The organism is Rheinheimera sp. NSM (assembly GCF_052380015.1).
Classification (GTDB): domain Bacteria; phylum Pseudomonadota; class Gammaproteobacteria; order Enterobacterales; family Alteromonadaceae; genus Alishewanella.
Genome location: NZ_JBQTCI010000013.1, coordinates 1 through 15,463, shown reverse-complemented (window position 1 = coordinate 15,463; position 15,463 = coordinate 1). Strand labels below are relative to the sequence as shown.

The window sequence follows — 15,463 nt, the reverse complement described above, 5'->3', positions numbered from 1 at the left end:
CGTTTACGTGCGGTTTATTACGTTCAAATTTAGCCTTAGCCATGTATAGACCCTTCTTTATTTAATTGCGGCCTGCTTTGCAGGCCAAACTAAGTTATTAATATGCTTTACGCGCAGCGATAATAGCTTCTGTCACGTTGTTAGGAGCTTCAGCATACTTCAATGGTTCCATTGAGTATGAAGCGCGACCCTGACTTAACGAACGCATGTTGGTTGCATAACCAAACATTTCAGATAGCGGCACATGCGCATCAACGATTTTGATACCACCAGGTGCATCTTCCATGCCGTTGATAATACCGCGACGACGGTTTAAGTCACCAACAATATCACCCATGAAGTCTTCCGGTGTTACCACCTCAACCTTCATAATTGGCTCAAGAATAACCGGCTTGGCTTGCAGCGCACCTTTTTTGAAGCCCATAGAAGCAGCGATTTTAAACGCCATTTCGTTTGAGTCAACATCGTGGTACGAACCGTCAAACACAGTAACTTTAACGTCAATTACCGGGTAGCCAGCAAGAATACCGTTCTTCATTTGCTCCTGAATGCCTTTATCGATAGCCGGGATGTATTCTTTTGGAATAACCCCACCCACTACTGCATTCACGAACTCATAGCCGGCACCTTCTTCCTGCGGCTCAATTTTCAGCCAACAGTGACCAAACTGACCACGACCACCAGACTGACGCACGAACTTACCTTCAACTTCAGTGGCGCCACGCAGTGTTTCGCGGTAAGAAACCTGGGGTTTACCCACGTTGGCTTCTACTTTGAACTCACGACGCATACGGTCAACAATGATGTCGAGGTGCAATTCACCCATACCAGAAATAATCGTCTGGCCGGTTTCTTCGTCAGTGTGAACACGGAAAGAAGGATCTTCAGCCGCCAGTTTACCCAGCGCGACCCCCATTTTTTCCTGGTCAGCTTTGGTTTTCGGTTCAACCGCAACAGATATTACCGGCTCCGGGAATTCCATCCGCTCCAGAGTGATAATATGGTCCGGTGAACACAAGGTATCACCTGTTGTTACGTCTTTGAAACCGATACCGGCAGCAATGTCGCCGGCACGTACTTCTTTAATTTCCTGACGGTTGTTGGCGTGCATTTGCACGACACGACCAATACGCTCTTTCTTCATTTTTACCGGGTTGTAAACAGTGTCACCAGTATTGATCACACCGGAATACACACGGAAAAATGTTAGCGTACCCACGAAGGGATCAGTAGCAATTTTAAACGCCAGTGCTGCAAAAGGTTCGTCGTCACTGGAGTGACGCTCGCCTTCAGACTCGTCTTCATTGATACCGGTAATAGCCTTAACTTCTGTCGGAGAAGGTAAGTACTCAATTACCGCATCCAGCACTGCCTGAACACCTTTGTTTTTGAACGCAGAACCACACAATACCAAAACCGCATCATTGCGCAGTGTTAACACACGCAATGCCGCTTTGATTTCGTCTTCAGTGAACTCGTCGCCCTCTAAATAGCGCTCCATCATATCTTCGCTGGCTTCTGCCGCTGCTTCGATAAGATTTTGCCGCCAATGCTGACATTCTTCGAGCATGTCAGCCGGGATCTCCTCATAAGTGAACGTCATGCCCTGGTCTTCCATATTCCAGTTGATGGCTTTCATCTTAATCAGATCGACTACGCCTGCGAAATCGTCTTCAGCGCCTATCGGCAGCTGAATTGGCACTATGGTACTGTTCAGACGCGTTTGCGCCTGCTTAACAACGCGTAGGAAGTTGGCTCCGGTGCGGTCCATTTTATTAACGAAGATCAACCGCGGTACTTCATACTTATTGGCTTGACGCCAAACCGTTTCCGTTTGCGGTTGAACCCCTGATGACCCACACAACACAACCACAGCACCATCTAATACCCTAAGCGAACGTTCAACTTCAATCGTGAAGTCAACGTGACCCGGCGTATCGATGATATTAACGCGATGCTGCTCAAACTGAGCATTCATACCAGCCCAAAACGTAGTAGTTGCAGCGGACGTGATAGTAATACCACGTTCCTGCTCCTGCTCCATCCAGTCCATGGTCGCTGCGCCGTCGTGTACTTCACCAATCTTATGTGACAGACCGGTGTAAAACAGTACACGCTCAGTAGTGGTGGTTTTACCCGCATCTACGTGAGCACAGATACCAATGTTGCGGTAGCGTTCTATTGGGGTTGTACGTGCCACAATAATATCCTCTTGTTAAGACGGGCTTACCAACGGAAATGGGCGAACGCTTTGTTAGCTTCGGCCATACGGTGCACGTCTTCACGTTTTTTCACTGCAGAACCTTTGTTGTCAACGGCATCCAGCATTTCACCAGCCAAACGCTGAGCCATTGATTTTTCACCACGTTTACGGGCAGCTTCAACCAACCAACGCATTGCCAGAGCATTACGACGTACAGGACGAACTTCACATGGTACCTGGTAGGTAGAACCACCTACACGGCGTGATTTAACTTCGACCGTTGGACGAATGTTGTCCAGAGCTACTTCAAAAATGTCTAAATGTTCTTTCTTAGACTTGGTAGCTGCTAACTCTAATGCGCCGTATACAATTGATTCGGCTGTAGATTTTTTACCGTCGACCATAACGACGTTTACAAACTTGGCAAGTAATTCACTTCCGAACTTAGGATCTGGAAGGATTTTACGTTGACCTATGACGCGTCTTCTTGGCATTCGTAACTCCGATTGCTTCAGGTGATTCCAAAACTTTTAATACATTAAAGAAAAAAAGTTGTTTAGTTTGGCCTTACTAACGGAGTACCGTTATTTCTTAGGCCGTTTTGCGCCGTACTTAGAACGGGCTTGTTTACGATCTTTAACGCCGGCACAGTCTAAAGTGCCGCGTACGGTGTGGTAACGCACACCTGGCAGGTCTTTTACCCGGCCACCGCGAATAAGCACAACACTGTGCTCTTGCAGGTTATGGCCTTCACCACCAATGTAAGAAGAAACTTCGAATCCGTTAGTTAAACGAACACGGCATACTTTACGTAATGCTGAGTTTGGCTTCTTAGGTGTAGTGGTGTATACACGGGTACAAACACCACGCTTCTGCGGGCAAGCTTCAAGCGCCGGAACGGTGCTCTTGGCTACCTTCTGGCTGCGCGGCTTACGCACTAGCTGGTTGATTGTTGCCATTAAATACTCCTGGTTAATATATACCCAATAAACGTGAAAATTCCGCACCCCAAATTTAGGGTCGCGGAATTCTAATGGTCAAGCTTTGACCTGTCAAGTTACAAAGCCAATTGCTGCTAATTTAAGCAACAATCAGCCCTGTTTCCTTGCTTACTCGTCGTTACCGGACAAATCCATGTTAAGCGCGTCAGACAAGGCTTGCTCTGCCGTCTCTGCACTCATTGCCGGTTCAACAACTTCGTTATTGCCGCCACGTTGACGCAGACGGGCACGGTTTTGGTGATACGCAAAACCGGTACCTGCCGGGATCAAACGGCCAACAATTACGTTTTCTTTCAGACCGCGCAGTTCGTCAATCTTACCGCCTACGGCGGCTTCAGTCAGAACGCGTGTGGTCTCCTGGAACGACGCTGCCGAAATGAACGAGTCAGTCGACAATGACGCCTTGGTAATACCCAGTAATGAACGCTCGTACTGCGCAGGCATTTTACCGGCCGCTTCCAATTCACGGTTAGCGATATTGACGCGGGCCACTTCAGCCATTTCGCCTTCGAGGAATTCACTGTCACCCGGACTGGTGATTAAGCACTTACGCAGCATCTGACGGATAATGGTCTCGATGTGCTTATCGTTGATCTTAACGCCCTGCAGACGGTAAACGTCCTGTACTTCGTTCACAATGTAGCTGGCCACATGGTGGACACCACGTAAACGCAGGATATCGTGTGCTGATTCCGGGCCTTCAGAGATAACTTCGCCTTTTTCAATGCGCTCACCTTCAAACACATTGACCTGACGCCATTTCTGGATCATCTCTTCATGTACATCACCCTGGTCCGGCGTGATTAACAGACGACGTTTGCCTTTAGTCTCTTTACCGAAGCTGATAACACCGGAGATTTCCGCCAGAATGGCCGGATCTTTTGGCTTACGCGCTTCGAACAAGTCAGCAACGCGCGGCAGACCACCGGTGATGTCGCGGGTTTTCGAGCTTTCCTGCGGAATACGTGCCAATACTTCACCGGCTTTCACCGTGGCACCATCAGTCACTTCGATAGTGGTAAAGCTTGGTAAACGGATTTCCTGCAGCGCACCGTCATCCATAGTCAGGATCAGTTTCGGCTCTTTGGCGTTCGCCTTGGCCAAATCTTTTACTACTGTCCGGGTTAAACCGGTCAGCTCGTCCGTTTGCACTTCAGTGTTGGTGTCATCCACATCGCTGTGGTTAACCTTGGCTCCGCGCTCAACGATGATTGGGTGTGAATGCGGATCCCAGTTTGCCACGATTTGGCCGGCTGTGATCTTGGCATTGTCGTCTGTCGTCAGGATTGAACCGTACGGCAGCTTATAACGCTCTTTCTCACGACCTAATTCGTCGAATACGGTCACTTCAGCAGAACGTGAGGTGATAACAATTTTGTTATCCGCATTACGTACAAACTTGGCATTTTGCAGTTTTAAGGTACCGGCGGTTTTAACCTGTACGCTGTTCTCTGCTGACGCCCGTGATGCCGCACCACCGATGTGGAATGTACGCATCGTCAGCTGTGTACCCGGCTCACCGATTGACTGTGCAGCGATAACGCCCACTGCTTCACCGGCGTTGATCAGGTGACCACGTGCTAAGTCACGGCCATAACATTTGGCGCAAACACCAAAGTCGGTTTTACAGGTAATTACCGAACGTACGTGTACTTCGTCAATTGAGTTTTGCTCTAAGGCATCACACAGTTGCTCGTCCAGCATAGTGCCGTCAGCTATTAATACTTCGCCGGTCGTTGGTGATACTACATCACCGATAACCACACGGCCCAGTACGCGCTCACGCAGACCTTCAACCACGTCACCACCTTCAATCAGCGGTTTCATGATAATGCCCTGATCAGAACCACAGTCCTGCTCAGTAACGACTAAGTCTTGCGCTACGTCTACCAGACGACGGGTCAGGTAACCTGAGTTAGCTGTTTTCAGTGCGGTATCGGCCAAACCTTTACGCGCACCGTGAGTAGAGATGAAGTACTGTAATACGCTTAAGCCTTCACGGAAGTTCGCCGTAATCGGCGTTTCAATGATAGAGCCATCCGGTTTTGCCATCAGACCACGCATTGCTGCCAGCTGACGGATCTGCGCCGGTGAACCCCGGGCGCCGGAGTCGGCCATCATATATACCGAGTTGAAAGACTGCTGCTGTACGGTATTACCGTCACGGTCAACCACGTCTTCTTTTGACAGGTTGTCCATCATCGCCTTGGACAACACTTCATTGGCGGTTGACCAGATATCGATAACTTTGTTGTACTTTTCACCGGCAGTAACCAGACCTTGTTGGAACTGGTCCTGAATTTCAGCAACTTCAGCTTCTGCCGCGTCGATGATTTCAGTTTTCGCCGCCGGGATAACCATATCGTTAATACCCACAGATACACCGGATAACATGGCGTAATGGAAACCGGTATACATGATTTGGTCGGCCAGAATAACGGTCTTTTTCAAACCGATACGACGATAGGCACCGTTTAATAAGCGTGAAATCTGCTTCTTACCCATAGCCTGATTGATTGAATCAAAGGCTAAGCCTTCCGGCAGGATAGAATACAGAATGGCGCGGCCAACAGTAGTGTCGCGCACTGCAGTGGTTTCAGTACGGCTGCCGTCTTCGGCAAATTCTACTTCAGTGATACGCACTTTAACTTTGGCATGCAGGCTGGCACAGTCAGCGCGGAAGGCTTTTTCAGCTTCTTTCGCACTTTTGAACATCATGCCTTCGCCTTTAGCGTTTACCGCATCACGCGTCATATAGTACAAACCTAATACAACGTCCTGTGAAGGTACGATGATAGGTTCGCCGTTCGCCGGTGACAGTACGTTGTTGGTTGACATCATCAACGCACGGGCTTCTAACTGAGCTTCGATAGTTAACGGTACGTGTACCGCCATTTGGTCACCATCGAAGTCGGCGTTGTAGGCCGCACACACCAGTGGGTGTAACTGAATGGCTTTACCTTCGATCAGTACCGGTTCGAACGCCTGAATACCTAAACGGTGCAGCGTTGGTGCGCGGTTTAACAGTACCGGATGTTCGCGGATAACTTCGTCCAGCACGTCCCATACTGCGCCTTCTTCGCGCTCAACCATCTTCTTGGCAGCTTTGATGGTAGTGGCTAAACCACGTGTTTCCAGCTTGCCATAGATAAACGGCTTGAACAGTTCCAGCGCCATTTTCTTCGGCAGACCGCACTGATGCAGACGTAAGGTAGGACCTACGGTAATTACCGAACGGCCTGAGTAGTCAACACGCTTACCTAACAAGTTCTGACGGAAACGACCTTGTTTACCTTTGATCATATCGGCCAAAGATTTCAGCGGGCGCTTGTTAGAACCGGTAATAGCACGACCGCGACGGCCGTTGTCTAATAACGCATCTACCGCTTCTTGTAACATACGCTTTTCGTTACGTACGATAATGTCAGGTGCAGACAAATCTAACAGACGCTTCAGACGGTTGTTACGGTTGATCACGCGACGGTATAAATCGTTCAGATCAGAGGTTGCAAAACGGCCGCCGTCCAGTGGTACCAACGGACGTAAATCCGGCGGCAGTACCGGAAGCACTGTCATGATCATCCACTCTGGCTTGTTGCCGGAGGTGTGGAAAGCTTCCATCAGTTTCAGACGCTTGCTGATTTTCTTGCGCTTGGTTTCAGAGTTGATGGTTGGCAGCTCTTCACGCATTTGCTTGATTTCAGTTGCCAGCTCAATGCCTTTTAAGATGTCCAGAATTGCTTCGGCACCCATTTTGGCTTCAAACTCATCGCCATGCTCTTCCAACACGTCAAGGTATTCTTCTTCGGTCAGCATCTGACGGCGCTCTAACGACGTCATACCCGGCTCAGTTACTACATAGCTTTCGAAATACAGCACGCGCTCGATATCACGCAGGGTCATATCCAGCAACAAACCGATACGGCTTGGCAGTGACTTTAAGAACCAAATGTGGGCAGTTGGGCTGGCCAGTTCAATGTGGCCCATGCGCTCGCGACGTACTTTGGTTAAAGTTACTTCAACGCCACACTTTTCACAAATAACACCACGGTGCTTTAAGCGCTTGTACTTACCGCACAAACACTCGTAATCTTTTACCGGGCCAAAAATACGGGCGCAGAATAAACCATCACGCTCGGGTTTAAAGGTTCGGTAGTTGATCGTTTCTGGCTTTTTCACTTCACCAAAGGACCATGAACGGATCATGTCCGGCGAAGATAAACCGATACGGATAACATCAAACTCTTCGGTTTTAGTTTGTTGTTTCAGAAACTTTAATAAGTCTTTCACCTTAGCTCTCCTGTAAGAGGTAAACCGGAATGGGGCAGCGAACTGCCCCCCAACTTAACGTCGGTTTATTCCTCTTCCAATTCGATGTTAATACCGAGCGAACGGATCTCTTTCATTAATACGTTGAAAGATTCTGGCATGCCAGGTTCCATTCTGTGGTCACCGTCAACGATGTTTTTATACATCTTGGTACGGCCGTTAACGTCGTCCGACTTAACGGTAAGCATTTCCTGCAGCGTGTACGCTGCGCCGTATGCTTCCAGTGCCCACACTTCCATCTCACCGAAACGCTGACCACCGAACTGAGCTTTACCACCCAGCGGCTGTTGCGTTACTAAGCTGTAAGAACCGGTAGAACGCGCGTGCATCTTATCGTCTACCAAGTGGTTCAGTTTCAGCATGTACATGTAACCTACGGTAACCTTACGCTCGAAGGTATTACCGGTACGGCCATCATACAGCGTGATTTGACCGCTTGACGGTAAGTCACCCAGCTCAAGCAATTGCTTGATTTCGCTTTCTTTCGCGCCATCAAATACCGGTGTGGCAACAGGTAAGCCTTTACGCAGGTTTTGCGCTAAACGACGCACTTCGTCATCAGTAAAGCTGGCAATGTCTACGTTCTGGCGTGATTCACCCAGTGCATACACTTTGGTCAGGAAGTCACGGATTTCAGCCGTTTCTTTGTGCTCTTTGATCATGGCGTCGATCTTGTCACCGATACCACGGGCCGCTAAGCCTAAGTGCGTTTCCAAAATCTGACCAATGTTCATCCGTGACGGTACGCCCAGCGGGTTCAGCACGATATCAACCGGCTTACCGTGTTCGTCATATGGCATATCTTCTACCGGAACTATGGTAGAGATAACACCCTTGTTACCGTGACGGCCGGCCATTTTATCACCCGGCTGGATGCGGCGTTTTACCGCCAGATACACTTTAACAATTTTCAATACGCCAGGTGCTAAGTCATCACCCTGGATGATCTTACGGCGCTTGGCTTCGAACTTCTTGTCGTACTCAATGCGAATTTCTTCGTACTGGGTTGCCAATTGCTCCAGGTCGTTCTGCTTATCTTCGTCGCTTAAGCTCTGATTAAACAGCGCATCGCCTTTCATCGTATCCAGCTTGGTACGGTCAACACCGCTTTGCTCCAGCAGGTTACGGGCACGGTCAAAAATACCGGCTTCCAGGATACGGAATTCTTCATTCAGGTCTTTCTTCGCCTGTTTGACTTCCATTTCCTCGATTTCACGCGCACGCTTGTCTTTCTCTACGCCATCACGGGTAAATACCTGTACGTCAATAACAGTACCTGTTACCGAGTTTGGTACCCGCAGCGATGAGTCTTTTACATCAGACGCTTTCTCACCGAAGATAGCACGTAACAGTTTTTCTTCCGGCGTTAACTGGCTTTCGCCTTTAGGCGTAACCTTACCAACCAGAATGTCACCGCCCTTCACTTCAGCACCAATATAAACGATACCGGCTTCGTCCAGCTTAGACAGCGCAGACTCACCCACGTTTGGAATATCACCGGTGATCTCTTCAGGCCCAAGCTTGGTATCGCGGGCGATACAGCTTAATTCCTGAATGTGAATAGTGGTTAAACGATCTTCCTGTACCAGACGCTCTGATAACAAAATCGAATCTTCGAAGTTGTAACCATTCCACGGCATAAATGCCACGCGCAGGTTTTGACCTAATGCCAGTTCACCTAAATCGGTAGACGGGCCGTCTGCCAGTACGTCGCCACGTTCAATCGGCTCGCCATGGTTAACGCAAGGACGCTGGTTAATACAGGTGTTCTGGTTAGAACGGGTGTATTTAGTCAGGTTGTAGATGTCGATACCGGCTTCACCGGCTACCATTTCATCTTCATTTACCTTGATTACGATACGGCTGGCATCAACGTAGTCAATCACGCCGCCACGTTTGGCTACCACAGTAACACCCGAGTCTTTCGCTACCACGCGCTCAATACCGGTACCTACCAGCGGCTTATCAGCGCGCAGCGTTGGTACGGCCTGACGTTGCATGTTCGAGCCCATCAGTGCACGGTTAGCATCATCGTGTTCCAGGAACGGGATTAACGCCGCAGCAACCGATACGATCTGCTGTGGTGCAACATCCATATACTGTACTTTGTCAGCCGGCATCAGGGTGAATTCGTTCTTGTAACGACAAGGAACTAGTTCTTCTGATAAACGGTTTTCTGCGTTCAGTTCAGCGTTGGCCTGAGCGATAACGAAGTTACCTTCCTCAATGGCTGACAGGAAGTCGACTTCGTCGGTTACCACACCGTCTTCCAAACGACGGTACGGCGTTTCAAGGAAGCCATATTCGTTGGTCTGGGCAAACATAGACAGTGAGTTAATCAGACCGATGTTCGGACCTTCAGGCGTTTCGATTGGACATACGCGACCATAGTGTGTCGGGTGTACGTCACGTACTTCGAAGCCGGCACGCTCACGCGTTAAGCCGCCCGGGCCTAAAGCAGAAATACGACGCTTGTGCGTAACTTCTGACAGCGGGTTGTTCTGATCCATAAACTGTGACAGCTGGCTTGAGCCAAAGAACTCTTTAACTGCAGCTGAAATTGGCTTGGCATTGATCAGATCCTGTGGCATTACCGCATCTAAATCGCCCAGTGACAAACGCTCTTTCACTGCACGCTCTACACGCACTAAACCAACACGGAATTGGTTTTCTGCCATCTCGCCGACTGAACGGATACGGCGGTTACCTAAGTGGTCGATATCGTCCACTTCGCCTTTACCGTTACGAATGTCGATTAATACTTTCATTACCGCCAGGATGTCTTCTTTGCTCAGTACGCCGGTGCCGACGCCTTCTTCAAAGTTAACCCGACGGTTAAACTTCATCCGGCCAACCGTGGATAAATCATAACGGTCTTCAGAGAAGAACAGGTTTTCAAATAAGGTTTCAGCGGCATCACGCGTTGGTGGTTCACCAGGGCGCATCATGCGATAAATTTCTACCAGCGCTTCCATACGGTTGCTGCTTGGGTCAATACGAATGGTTTCAGAAACATAAGAGCCCTGATCCAAATCGTTGATATACAGAGTTTCAAAACTCTCGTAACCGGCTTTAGCCAGTTTTGCCAACAGCTCCAGTGTGAGCTCTGCGTTCGCCTCGGCAATAATCTCTCCGGTTGAACGGTCAGCGTAATTTTTTGCCAGCACACGGCCTACCACATACTCATGTGGTACTTCCATCATGGTCATGCCGGTTTTTTCCAGCTGACGCACGTGGCGTGCAGTAATACGACGGCCTTGTTCTACTATGACTTCGCCATCGTTGTCTTTGATATCAAAACCGGCTGTTTCACCGCGTAAGCGGTTGGCCACTACAGCCATCATCAACTTACCGTCTTTAATTTCAAACTGAGTGCTTTCAAAGAAAGTGCTCAGAATATCTTCGGTGCTGAATTCCAGTGCGCGCAGCAGAATGGTAGCCGGTAACTTACGGCGACGGTCAATCCGCACAAACAGGTTATCTTTGGCATCGAATTCGAAATCTAACCAGGAACCACGGTAAGGGATAACGCGGGCGTTATACAGTACTTTGCCTGAAGAGTGGGTCTTGCCACGGTCGTGATCGAAGAACACACCCGGGCTGCGGTGTAACTGAGAAACGATAACGCGCTCAGTACCGTTAATAACAAAGGTACCGTTTTCGGTCATCAACGGGATTTCACCCATGTAGACTTCTTGCTCACGGATATCTTTGATCGTACCTGGTGCTTCTTTATCGAATAACACCATACGCAGTTTTACGCGCAAAGGAGCTGAGTAAGTAACACCGCGGATTTGACATTCTTTTACATCAAATACAGGTTCCCCGATGCGGTAGCTAACGTACTGCAATTCCGCACTGCCTGAATAGCTTTTAATAGGGAATACAGAGCGGAATGCGGCTTCTAAACCGTAACCTCCTTCCGGATCAGGCTCGATAAATTTGCTAAACGACTCAATTTGAATCGACAGCAGGTATGGCACATCCAATACTTCCGGACGTTTGCCGAAGTCCTTACGGATACGTTTCTTCTCAGAATAAGAGTAAGTCATGGGGTTCCTCAGCTTGCTGATTTTTTTCCCGACAACCCGTTACAGGTCGCTTTGATACCAGCCATAGTATCAACAGGGGTGGGGAAATCATTGTCCCACAGCGCAAAAGGGCCGGTGATTAATTCATCACCAGCCCGGCCTGAACTTCAGGCGAATAATCCGGTATAAGCCGGATTATTTAACTTCAACAGATGCACCAGCTTCTTCAAGTTCTTTCTTCAGAGCTTCTGCTTCTGCTTTTGAAACGCCTTCTTTGATTGGAGCAGGTGCGCTCTCAACCAGGTCTTTCGCTTCTTTCAGACCTAAACCGGTCGCGCCACGTACTGCTTTGATAACAGCAACTTTGTTTGCACCGATACCAGCCAGAATTACGTTGAATTCAGTTTGCTCTTCAGCAGCAGCAGCAGGACCTGCAGCAACAGCTACAGCAGCAGCTGCAGACACACCGAATTTTTCTTCCATTGCAGTTACTAACTCAACTACGTCCATTACAGACATTGCTGCGATAGCATCTAAGATTTGATCTTTAGTCACTGACATTGCTCAGATTCCTAAATTAGGGGACTTATCCCGATTAAACTCTACATCAAACCAAGCGTAAAATTACGCGGCTTGCTCTTGTTTTTGGTCGCGAACCGCGGCAATTGTACGTACAAGTTTGCCGGCTGCTGCCTCTTTCATAGTGCTCATTAAACGTGCAATAGCTTCGTCGTAAGTTGGTAACGATGCTAACACTTCAATGTTTACTGTGGCGCCATTAAAAGCTGCACCTTTCAGCTCGAAGTCTTTGTTCTCTTTCGCGAAATCTTTGAAGATACGCGCTGCAGCACCTGGGTGCTCTTTAGAGAACGCAATTAACGTCGGGCCTACGAATGCGTCTTTCAGACACTCAAACTCGGTGCCTTCTACTGCACGGCGAACCAGCGTATTACGGACAACTTTCATCCATACACCGGCTTCACGCGCTTGCTTACGCAGCGCAGTGATATTGCCTACAGTGACACCACGAGCGTCTGCGACTACCGCAGATAAAGCACCTTTGGCAGCTTCCTGGACTTCAGCAACAAGTGCTTTTTTGTCTTCAAGCTTAATAGCCATTGGCTCTTAACTCCTGGTTCATCCGGGCATTATTGCCCGTTTGCCTACACATCGCCTTATGTTGCCATAAGGCGCGCGATTTACGGTGAGACCAGAAGGAATCTGATTCTTTCTGGGGCCTGCACCGTCTGCGTAGGTTTTTAGTTTTAAGTCACTCATTTCAAAAGAAAATTGCGACACCTACGGTCTTGGACGGAAGCCGTTATTTTCGAAAAAATACGGCTTCTACCCTAAAAACGAGCCGCGGATTATAAAATAATCACACCGCCCTGTAAAGCTCTATGCCTTAAACCACTGCGCTCAGTGACGCCTGGCTCAGGGTTAAACCTGCACCATGGGTAGAAGAAATAGTCACTTTCTTGATGAAAATACCTTTTGCCACTGAAGGCTTGGCGCGCTTTAACGCAACCAGTAAGGCTTCTAAGTTTTCTTTTAACTTATCAGCATCGAAATCGATTTTGCCGATAGTAGAATGGATAATACCATTCTTGTCGTTACGGTAACGCACCTGACCTGCTTTCGCGTTCTTAACCGCTTCTGCTACGTTAGGGGTAACAGTACCGGTTTTAGGGTTAGGCATTAAACCACGTGGGCCTAAGATTTGACCTAACATACCTACCACACGCATAGCGTCCGGTGATGCGATAACCACGTCAAAATCCATTACGCCTTTCTTAACCTGTTCAGCTAAGTCTTCCATACCAACGATGTCGGCACCGGCAGCTTTAGCAGCTTCAGCGTTAGCGCCCTGAGTAAACACGGCAACACGAACAGTACGGCCAGTACCGTGAGGCAGTACAGTAGCACCACGCACGTTCTGGTCAGATTTACGGGCATCGATACCCAGATTTACAGCAACATCAACGCTTTCCAGGAATTTGCCGGCTGTTAATTCTTTTAACAGAGCAACTGCTTCGTTGATATCATATTCGCGGGTTGAATCCACTTTAGAACGGATTAACTTAGCGCGTTTAGTTAATTTAGCCATCTGTTAGCCCTCCACCACTAAACCCATAGAACGGGCAGTACCTTCAATAGTACGCACCGCAGCAGCATGATCAGCAGCAGTTAAATCCGGCTGTTTGATCTTAACGATCTCATCAACCTGAGCTGCAGTGATTTTACCAACTTTCTGGGTGTTAGGACGACCTGAACCACCTTTTAAACCAGCTGCTTTCAGTAACAGGAAAGAGGCTGGAGGAGTGCGGGTTTCGAACGTGAAAGAACGATCGCTATATACAGTAATTACTACCGGGATTGGCATACCTTTCTCAAGGCTTTCTGTACGGGCGTTAAAACCTTTACAGAATTCCATGATGTTTACACCATGTTGACCCAGCGCCGGACCTACCGGTGGCGACGGGTTAGCCATACCGGCTTTAACCTGCAATTTAATAAGTGCAGTGACTTTCTTTGCCATGTTTCACCTCTGTTTTTGGGTCGTAGCCTTGTAAATGCGAGGACACTTACTCAAACGGCTTCCCAATGTTAAAAAGGGCGCAGATTATATTTTAATCAGCGCCCGGTTACAATGTTTATCTTTACGCTTTCTCGACCTGAGCAAATTCCAGGTCTACCGGAGTAGAACGGCCGAAGATCAGTACTGATACTTTTACGCGGCTTTTCTCGTAGTCAACTTCTTCTACTACGCCGTTAAAGTCAGCAAACGGGCCTTCGGTAACACGTACCACTTCACCGGCTTCGAATAAGGTTTTCGGCTTCGGCTTGTCAACGTTATCCTGCAGACGGTTCAGAATTGTCATGGCTTCTTTTTCAGAAATAGGCGCCGGACGATCTGAAGTACCACCGATAAAGCCCAATACACGTGGCACGCTTTTTACTAAGTGCCAGGCTTCTTCGCACATTTCCATCTGCACCAGTACGTAACCCGGGAAGAATTTGCGCTCTGACTTACGTTTCTGGCCGGCACGCATTTCAATCACTTCTTCGGTAGGCACCAGCACTTCACCGAACTTATCTTCCATCTGATTGATCTTGATATGCTCGCGCAGAGAGGTCGCAACCCGTTGCTCGAAGCCAGAGAAGGCCTGCACCACATACCAACGCATCTTTCCTGCCATGGTTTAGATCCCCAATCCTGTTAAAAATGACACAAGGCGTAATAAGATACCGTCCAGCCCCCACAGGATTAATCCCATGATCACCGTAGCTACCAACACTACCAATGTAGTTTGCATAGTTTCCTGCCGGGTCGGCCATACTACTTTGCGCACTTCTGTGCGCGCCTCTTTGGCGAAGTTAATAAAGGTTTTGCCTTTATGCGTCTGTGCCGCCACTACGCCGGCGATAATTACCAACACAACTATGGCAATAGCACGCTCTAATGCAGATAACTCATATAAATAATTACCTACCACTATCAGTGACAAAATAACAAAGACCAGCAACCACTTGATTACATCAAATCCGCTTTTTGGGGTTTCACTTGCTGCGTTCATGCTTTGACTCACTTCACCTTGACTTGCTTATAGCAACACACTACCGACAGAGCTTATGCTGTGTCGAAAAATATTGGCAGGGGCAGAGGGATTCGAACCCCCAACCATCGGTTTTGGAGACCGCTGTTCTACCAATTGGAACTATGCCCCTACAAGGTTGTAAACCTGACATTTCGCCTGGTTTTCAAATAGCCGCTCATTATACTGTCTTAGCGTGCTAAAACAAGCTTACCGTATCTGATTGCCGCATATTTAAGATACAGAAGAATAAAAAAGGCCCCGCAGGGCCTTTTTCAATCAATGCCAATTAAGCAATGATTT

General features: G+C 48.4%; 11 protein-coding genes and 1 tRNA gene. All 12 read right to left on the bottom strand.

The window, feature by feature from the left end; genetic code table 11:
• Positions 1-97 precede the first annotated feature (97 nt).
• The 12 genes from fusA to ACTZWV_RS19695 all read right to left on the bottom strand — a co-directional run bounded on the left by fusA (position 98) and on the right by ACTZWV_RS19695 (position 15,293).
• Positions 98-2,200, bottom strand: a complete 2,103-nt coding sequence (gene fusA, locus ACTZWV_RS19750) for an elongation factor G (RefSeq protein WP_444788174.1) — start codon at positions 2,198-2,200, stop codon at positions 98-100.
• Positions 2,201-2,226: 26 nt separating this feature from the next.
• Positions 2,227-2,697: a 30S ribosomal protein S7 gene (rpsG, locus tag ACTZWV_RS19745; protein ID WP_027672433.1), complete on the bottom strand. Its 471-nt coding sequence runs from the start codon at positions 2,695-2,697 to the stop codon at positions 2,227-2,229.
• A gap of 90 nt (positions 2,698-2,787) precedes the next feature.
• On the bottom strand, positions 2,788-3,162 hold the full coding sequence (gene rpsL, locus ACTZWV_RS19740) for a 30S ribosomal protein S12 (RefSeq protein ID WP_019677787.1): 375 nt from the start codon (positions 3,160-3,162) through the stop codon (positions 2,788-2,790).
• 150 nt (positions 3,163-3,312) lie between these two features.
• The gene (gene rpoC / locus ACTZWV_RS19735; RefSeq protein WP_444788173.1) at positions 3,313-7,494 is read right to left on the bottom strand and encodes a DNA-directed RNA polymerase subunit beta'; all 4,182 of its coding nucleotides are present in this window, start codon (positions 7,492-7,494) and stop codon (positions 3,313-3,315) included.
• A gap of 65 nt (positions 7,495-7,559) precedes the next feature.
• Positions 7,560-11,585, bottom strand: coding sequence for a DNA-directed RNA polymerase subunit beta (rpoB, locus tag ACTZWV_RS19730; protein WP_444788172.1), 4,026 nt, complete (start codon positions 11,583-11,585; stop codon positions 7,560-7,562).
• 174 nt (positions 11,586-11,759) lie between these two features.
• Positions 11,760-12,125: a 50S ribosomal protein L7/L12 gene (rplL, locus tag ACTZWV_RS19725; RefSeq protein WP_068231325.1), complete on the bottom strand. Its 366-nt coding sequence runs from the start codon at positions 12,123-12,125 to the stop codon at positions 11,760-11,762.
• A 63-nt stretch (positions 12,126-12,188) separates the two neighbouring features.
• Positions 12,189-12,683 (bottom strand): 50S ribosomal protein L10, encoded by a 495-nt coding sequence (rplJ, locus tag ACTZWV_RS19720; protein WP_173502800.1) that lies wholly within the window; start codon positions 12,681-12,683, stop codon positions 12,189-12,191.
• 286 nt (positions 12,684-12,969) lie between these two features.
• Positions 12,970-13,671, bottom strand: coding sequence for a 50S ribosomal protein L1 (gene rplA / locus ACTZWV_RS19715; RefSeq protein ID WP_444788171.1), 702 nt, complete (start codon positions 13,669-13,671; stop codon positions 12,970-12,972).
• A 3-nt stretch (positions 13,672-13,674) separates the two neighbouring features.
• Complete coding sequence (gene rplK, locus ACTZWV_RS19710; protein WP_027672427.1) at positions 13,675-14,103, bottom strand: 50S ribosomal protein L11; 429 nt, start codon at positions 14,101-14,103, stop codon at positions 13,675-13,677.
• A 121-nt stretch (positions 14,104-14,224) separates the two neighbouring features.
• A complete protein-coding gene (gene nusG, locus ACTZWV_RS19705) occupies positions 14,225-14,752 on the bottom strand; it encodes a transcription termination/antitermination protein NusG (protein WP_408015069.1) in 528 nt (175 codons plus the stop codon).
• A gap of 15 nt (positions 14,753-14,767) precedes the next feature.
• A complete protein-coding gene (gene secE, locus ACTZWV_RS19700; protein ID WP_444788170.1) occupies positions 14,768-15,142 on the bottom strand; it encodes a preprotein translocase subunit SecE in 375 nt (124 codons plus the stop codon).
• Between the two features lie 74 nt (positions 15,143-15,216).
• Positions 15,217-15,293 (bottom strand) — tRNA-Trp (locus ACTZWV_RS19695).
• Positions 15,294-15,463 lie beyond the last annotated feature (170 nt).

Coding starts and splice junctions, on each gene's coding strand:
- rpsG (WP_027672433.1), bottom strand. CDS start 2,697: ATGCCAAGAAGACGCGTCATAGGTCAACGTAAAATCCTTCCAGATCCT.
- rpsL (WP_019677787.1), bottom strand. CDS start 3,162: ATGGCAACAATCAACCAGCTAGTGCGTAAGCCGCGCAGCCAGAAGGTA.
- rpoB (WP_444788172.1), bottom strand. CDS start 11,585: ATGACTTACTCTTATTCTGAGAAGAAACGTATCCGTAAGGACTTCGGC.
- rplL (WP_068231325.1), bottom strand. CDS start 12,125: ATGTCAGTGACTAAAGATCAAATCTTAGATGCTATCGCAGCAATGTCT.
- rplJ (WP_173502800.1), bottom strand. CDS start 12,683: ATGGCTATTAAGCTTGAAGACAAAAAAGCACTTGTTGCTGAAGTCCAG.
- rplA (WP_444788171.1), bottom strand. CDS start 13,671: ATGGCTAAATTAACTAAACGCGCTAAGTTAATCCGTTCTAAAGTGGAT.
- rplK (WP_027672427.1), bottom strand. CDS start 14,103: ATGGCAAAGAAAGTCACTGCACTTATTAAATTGCAGGTTAAAGCCGGT.
- nusG (WP_408015069.1), bottom strand. CDS start 14,752: ATGCGTTGGTATGTGGTGCAGGCCTTCTCTGGCTTCGAGCAACGGGTT.
- secE (WP_444788170.1), bottom strand. CDS start 15,142: ATGAACGCAGCAAGTGAAACCCCAAAAAGCGGATTTGATGTAATCAAG.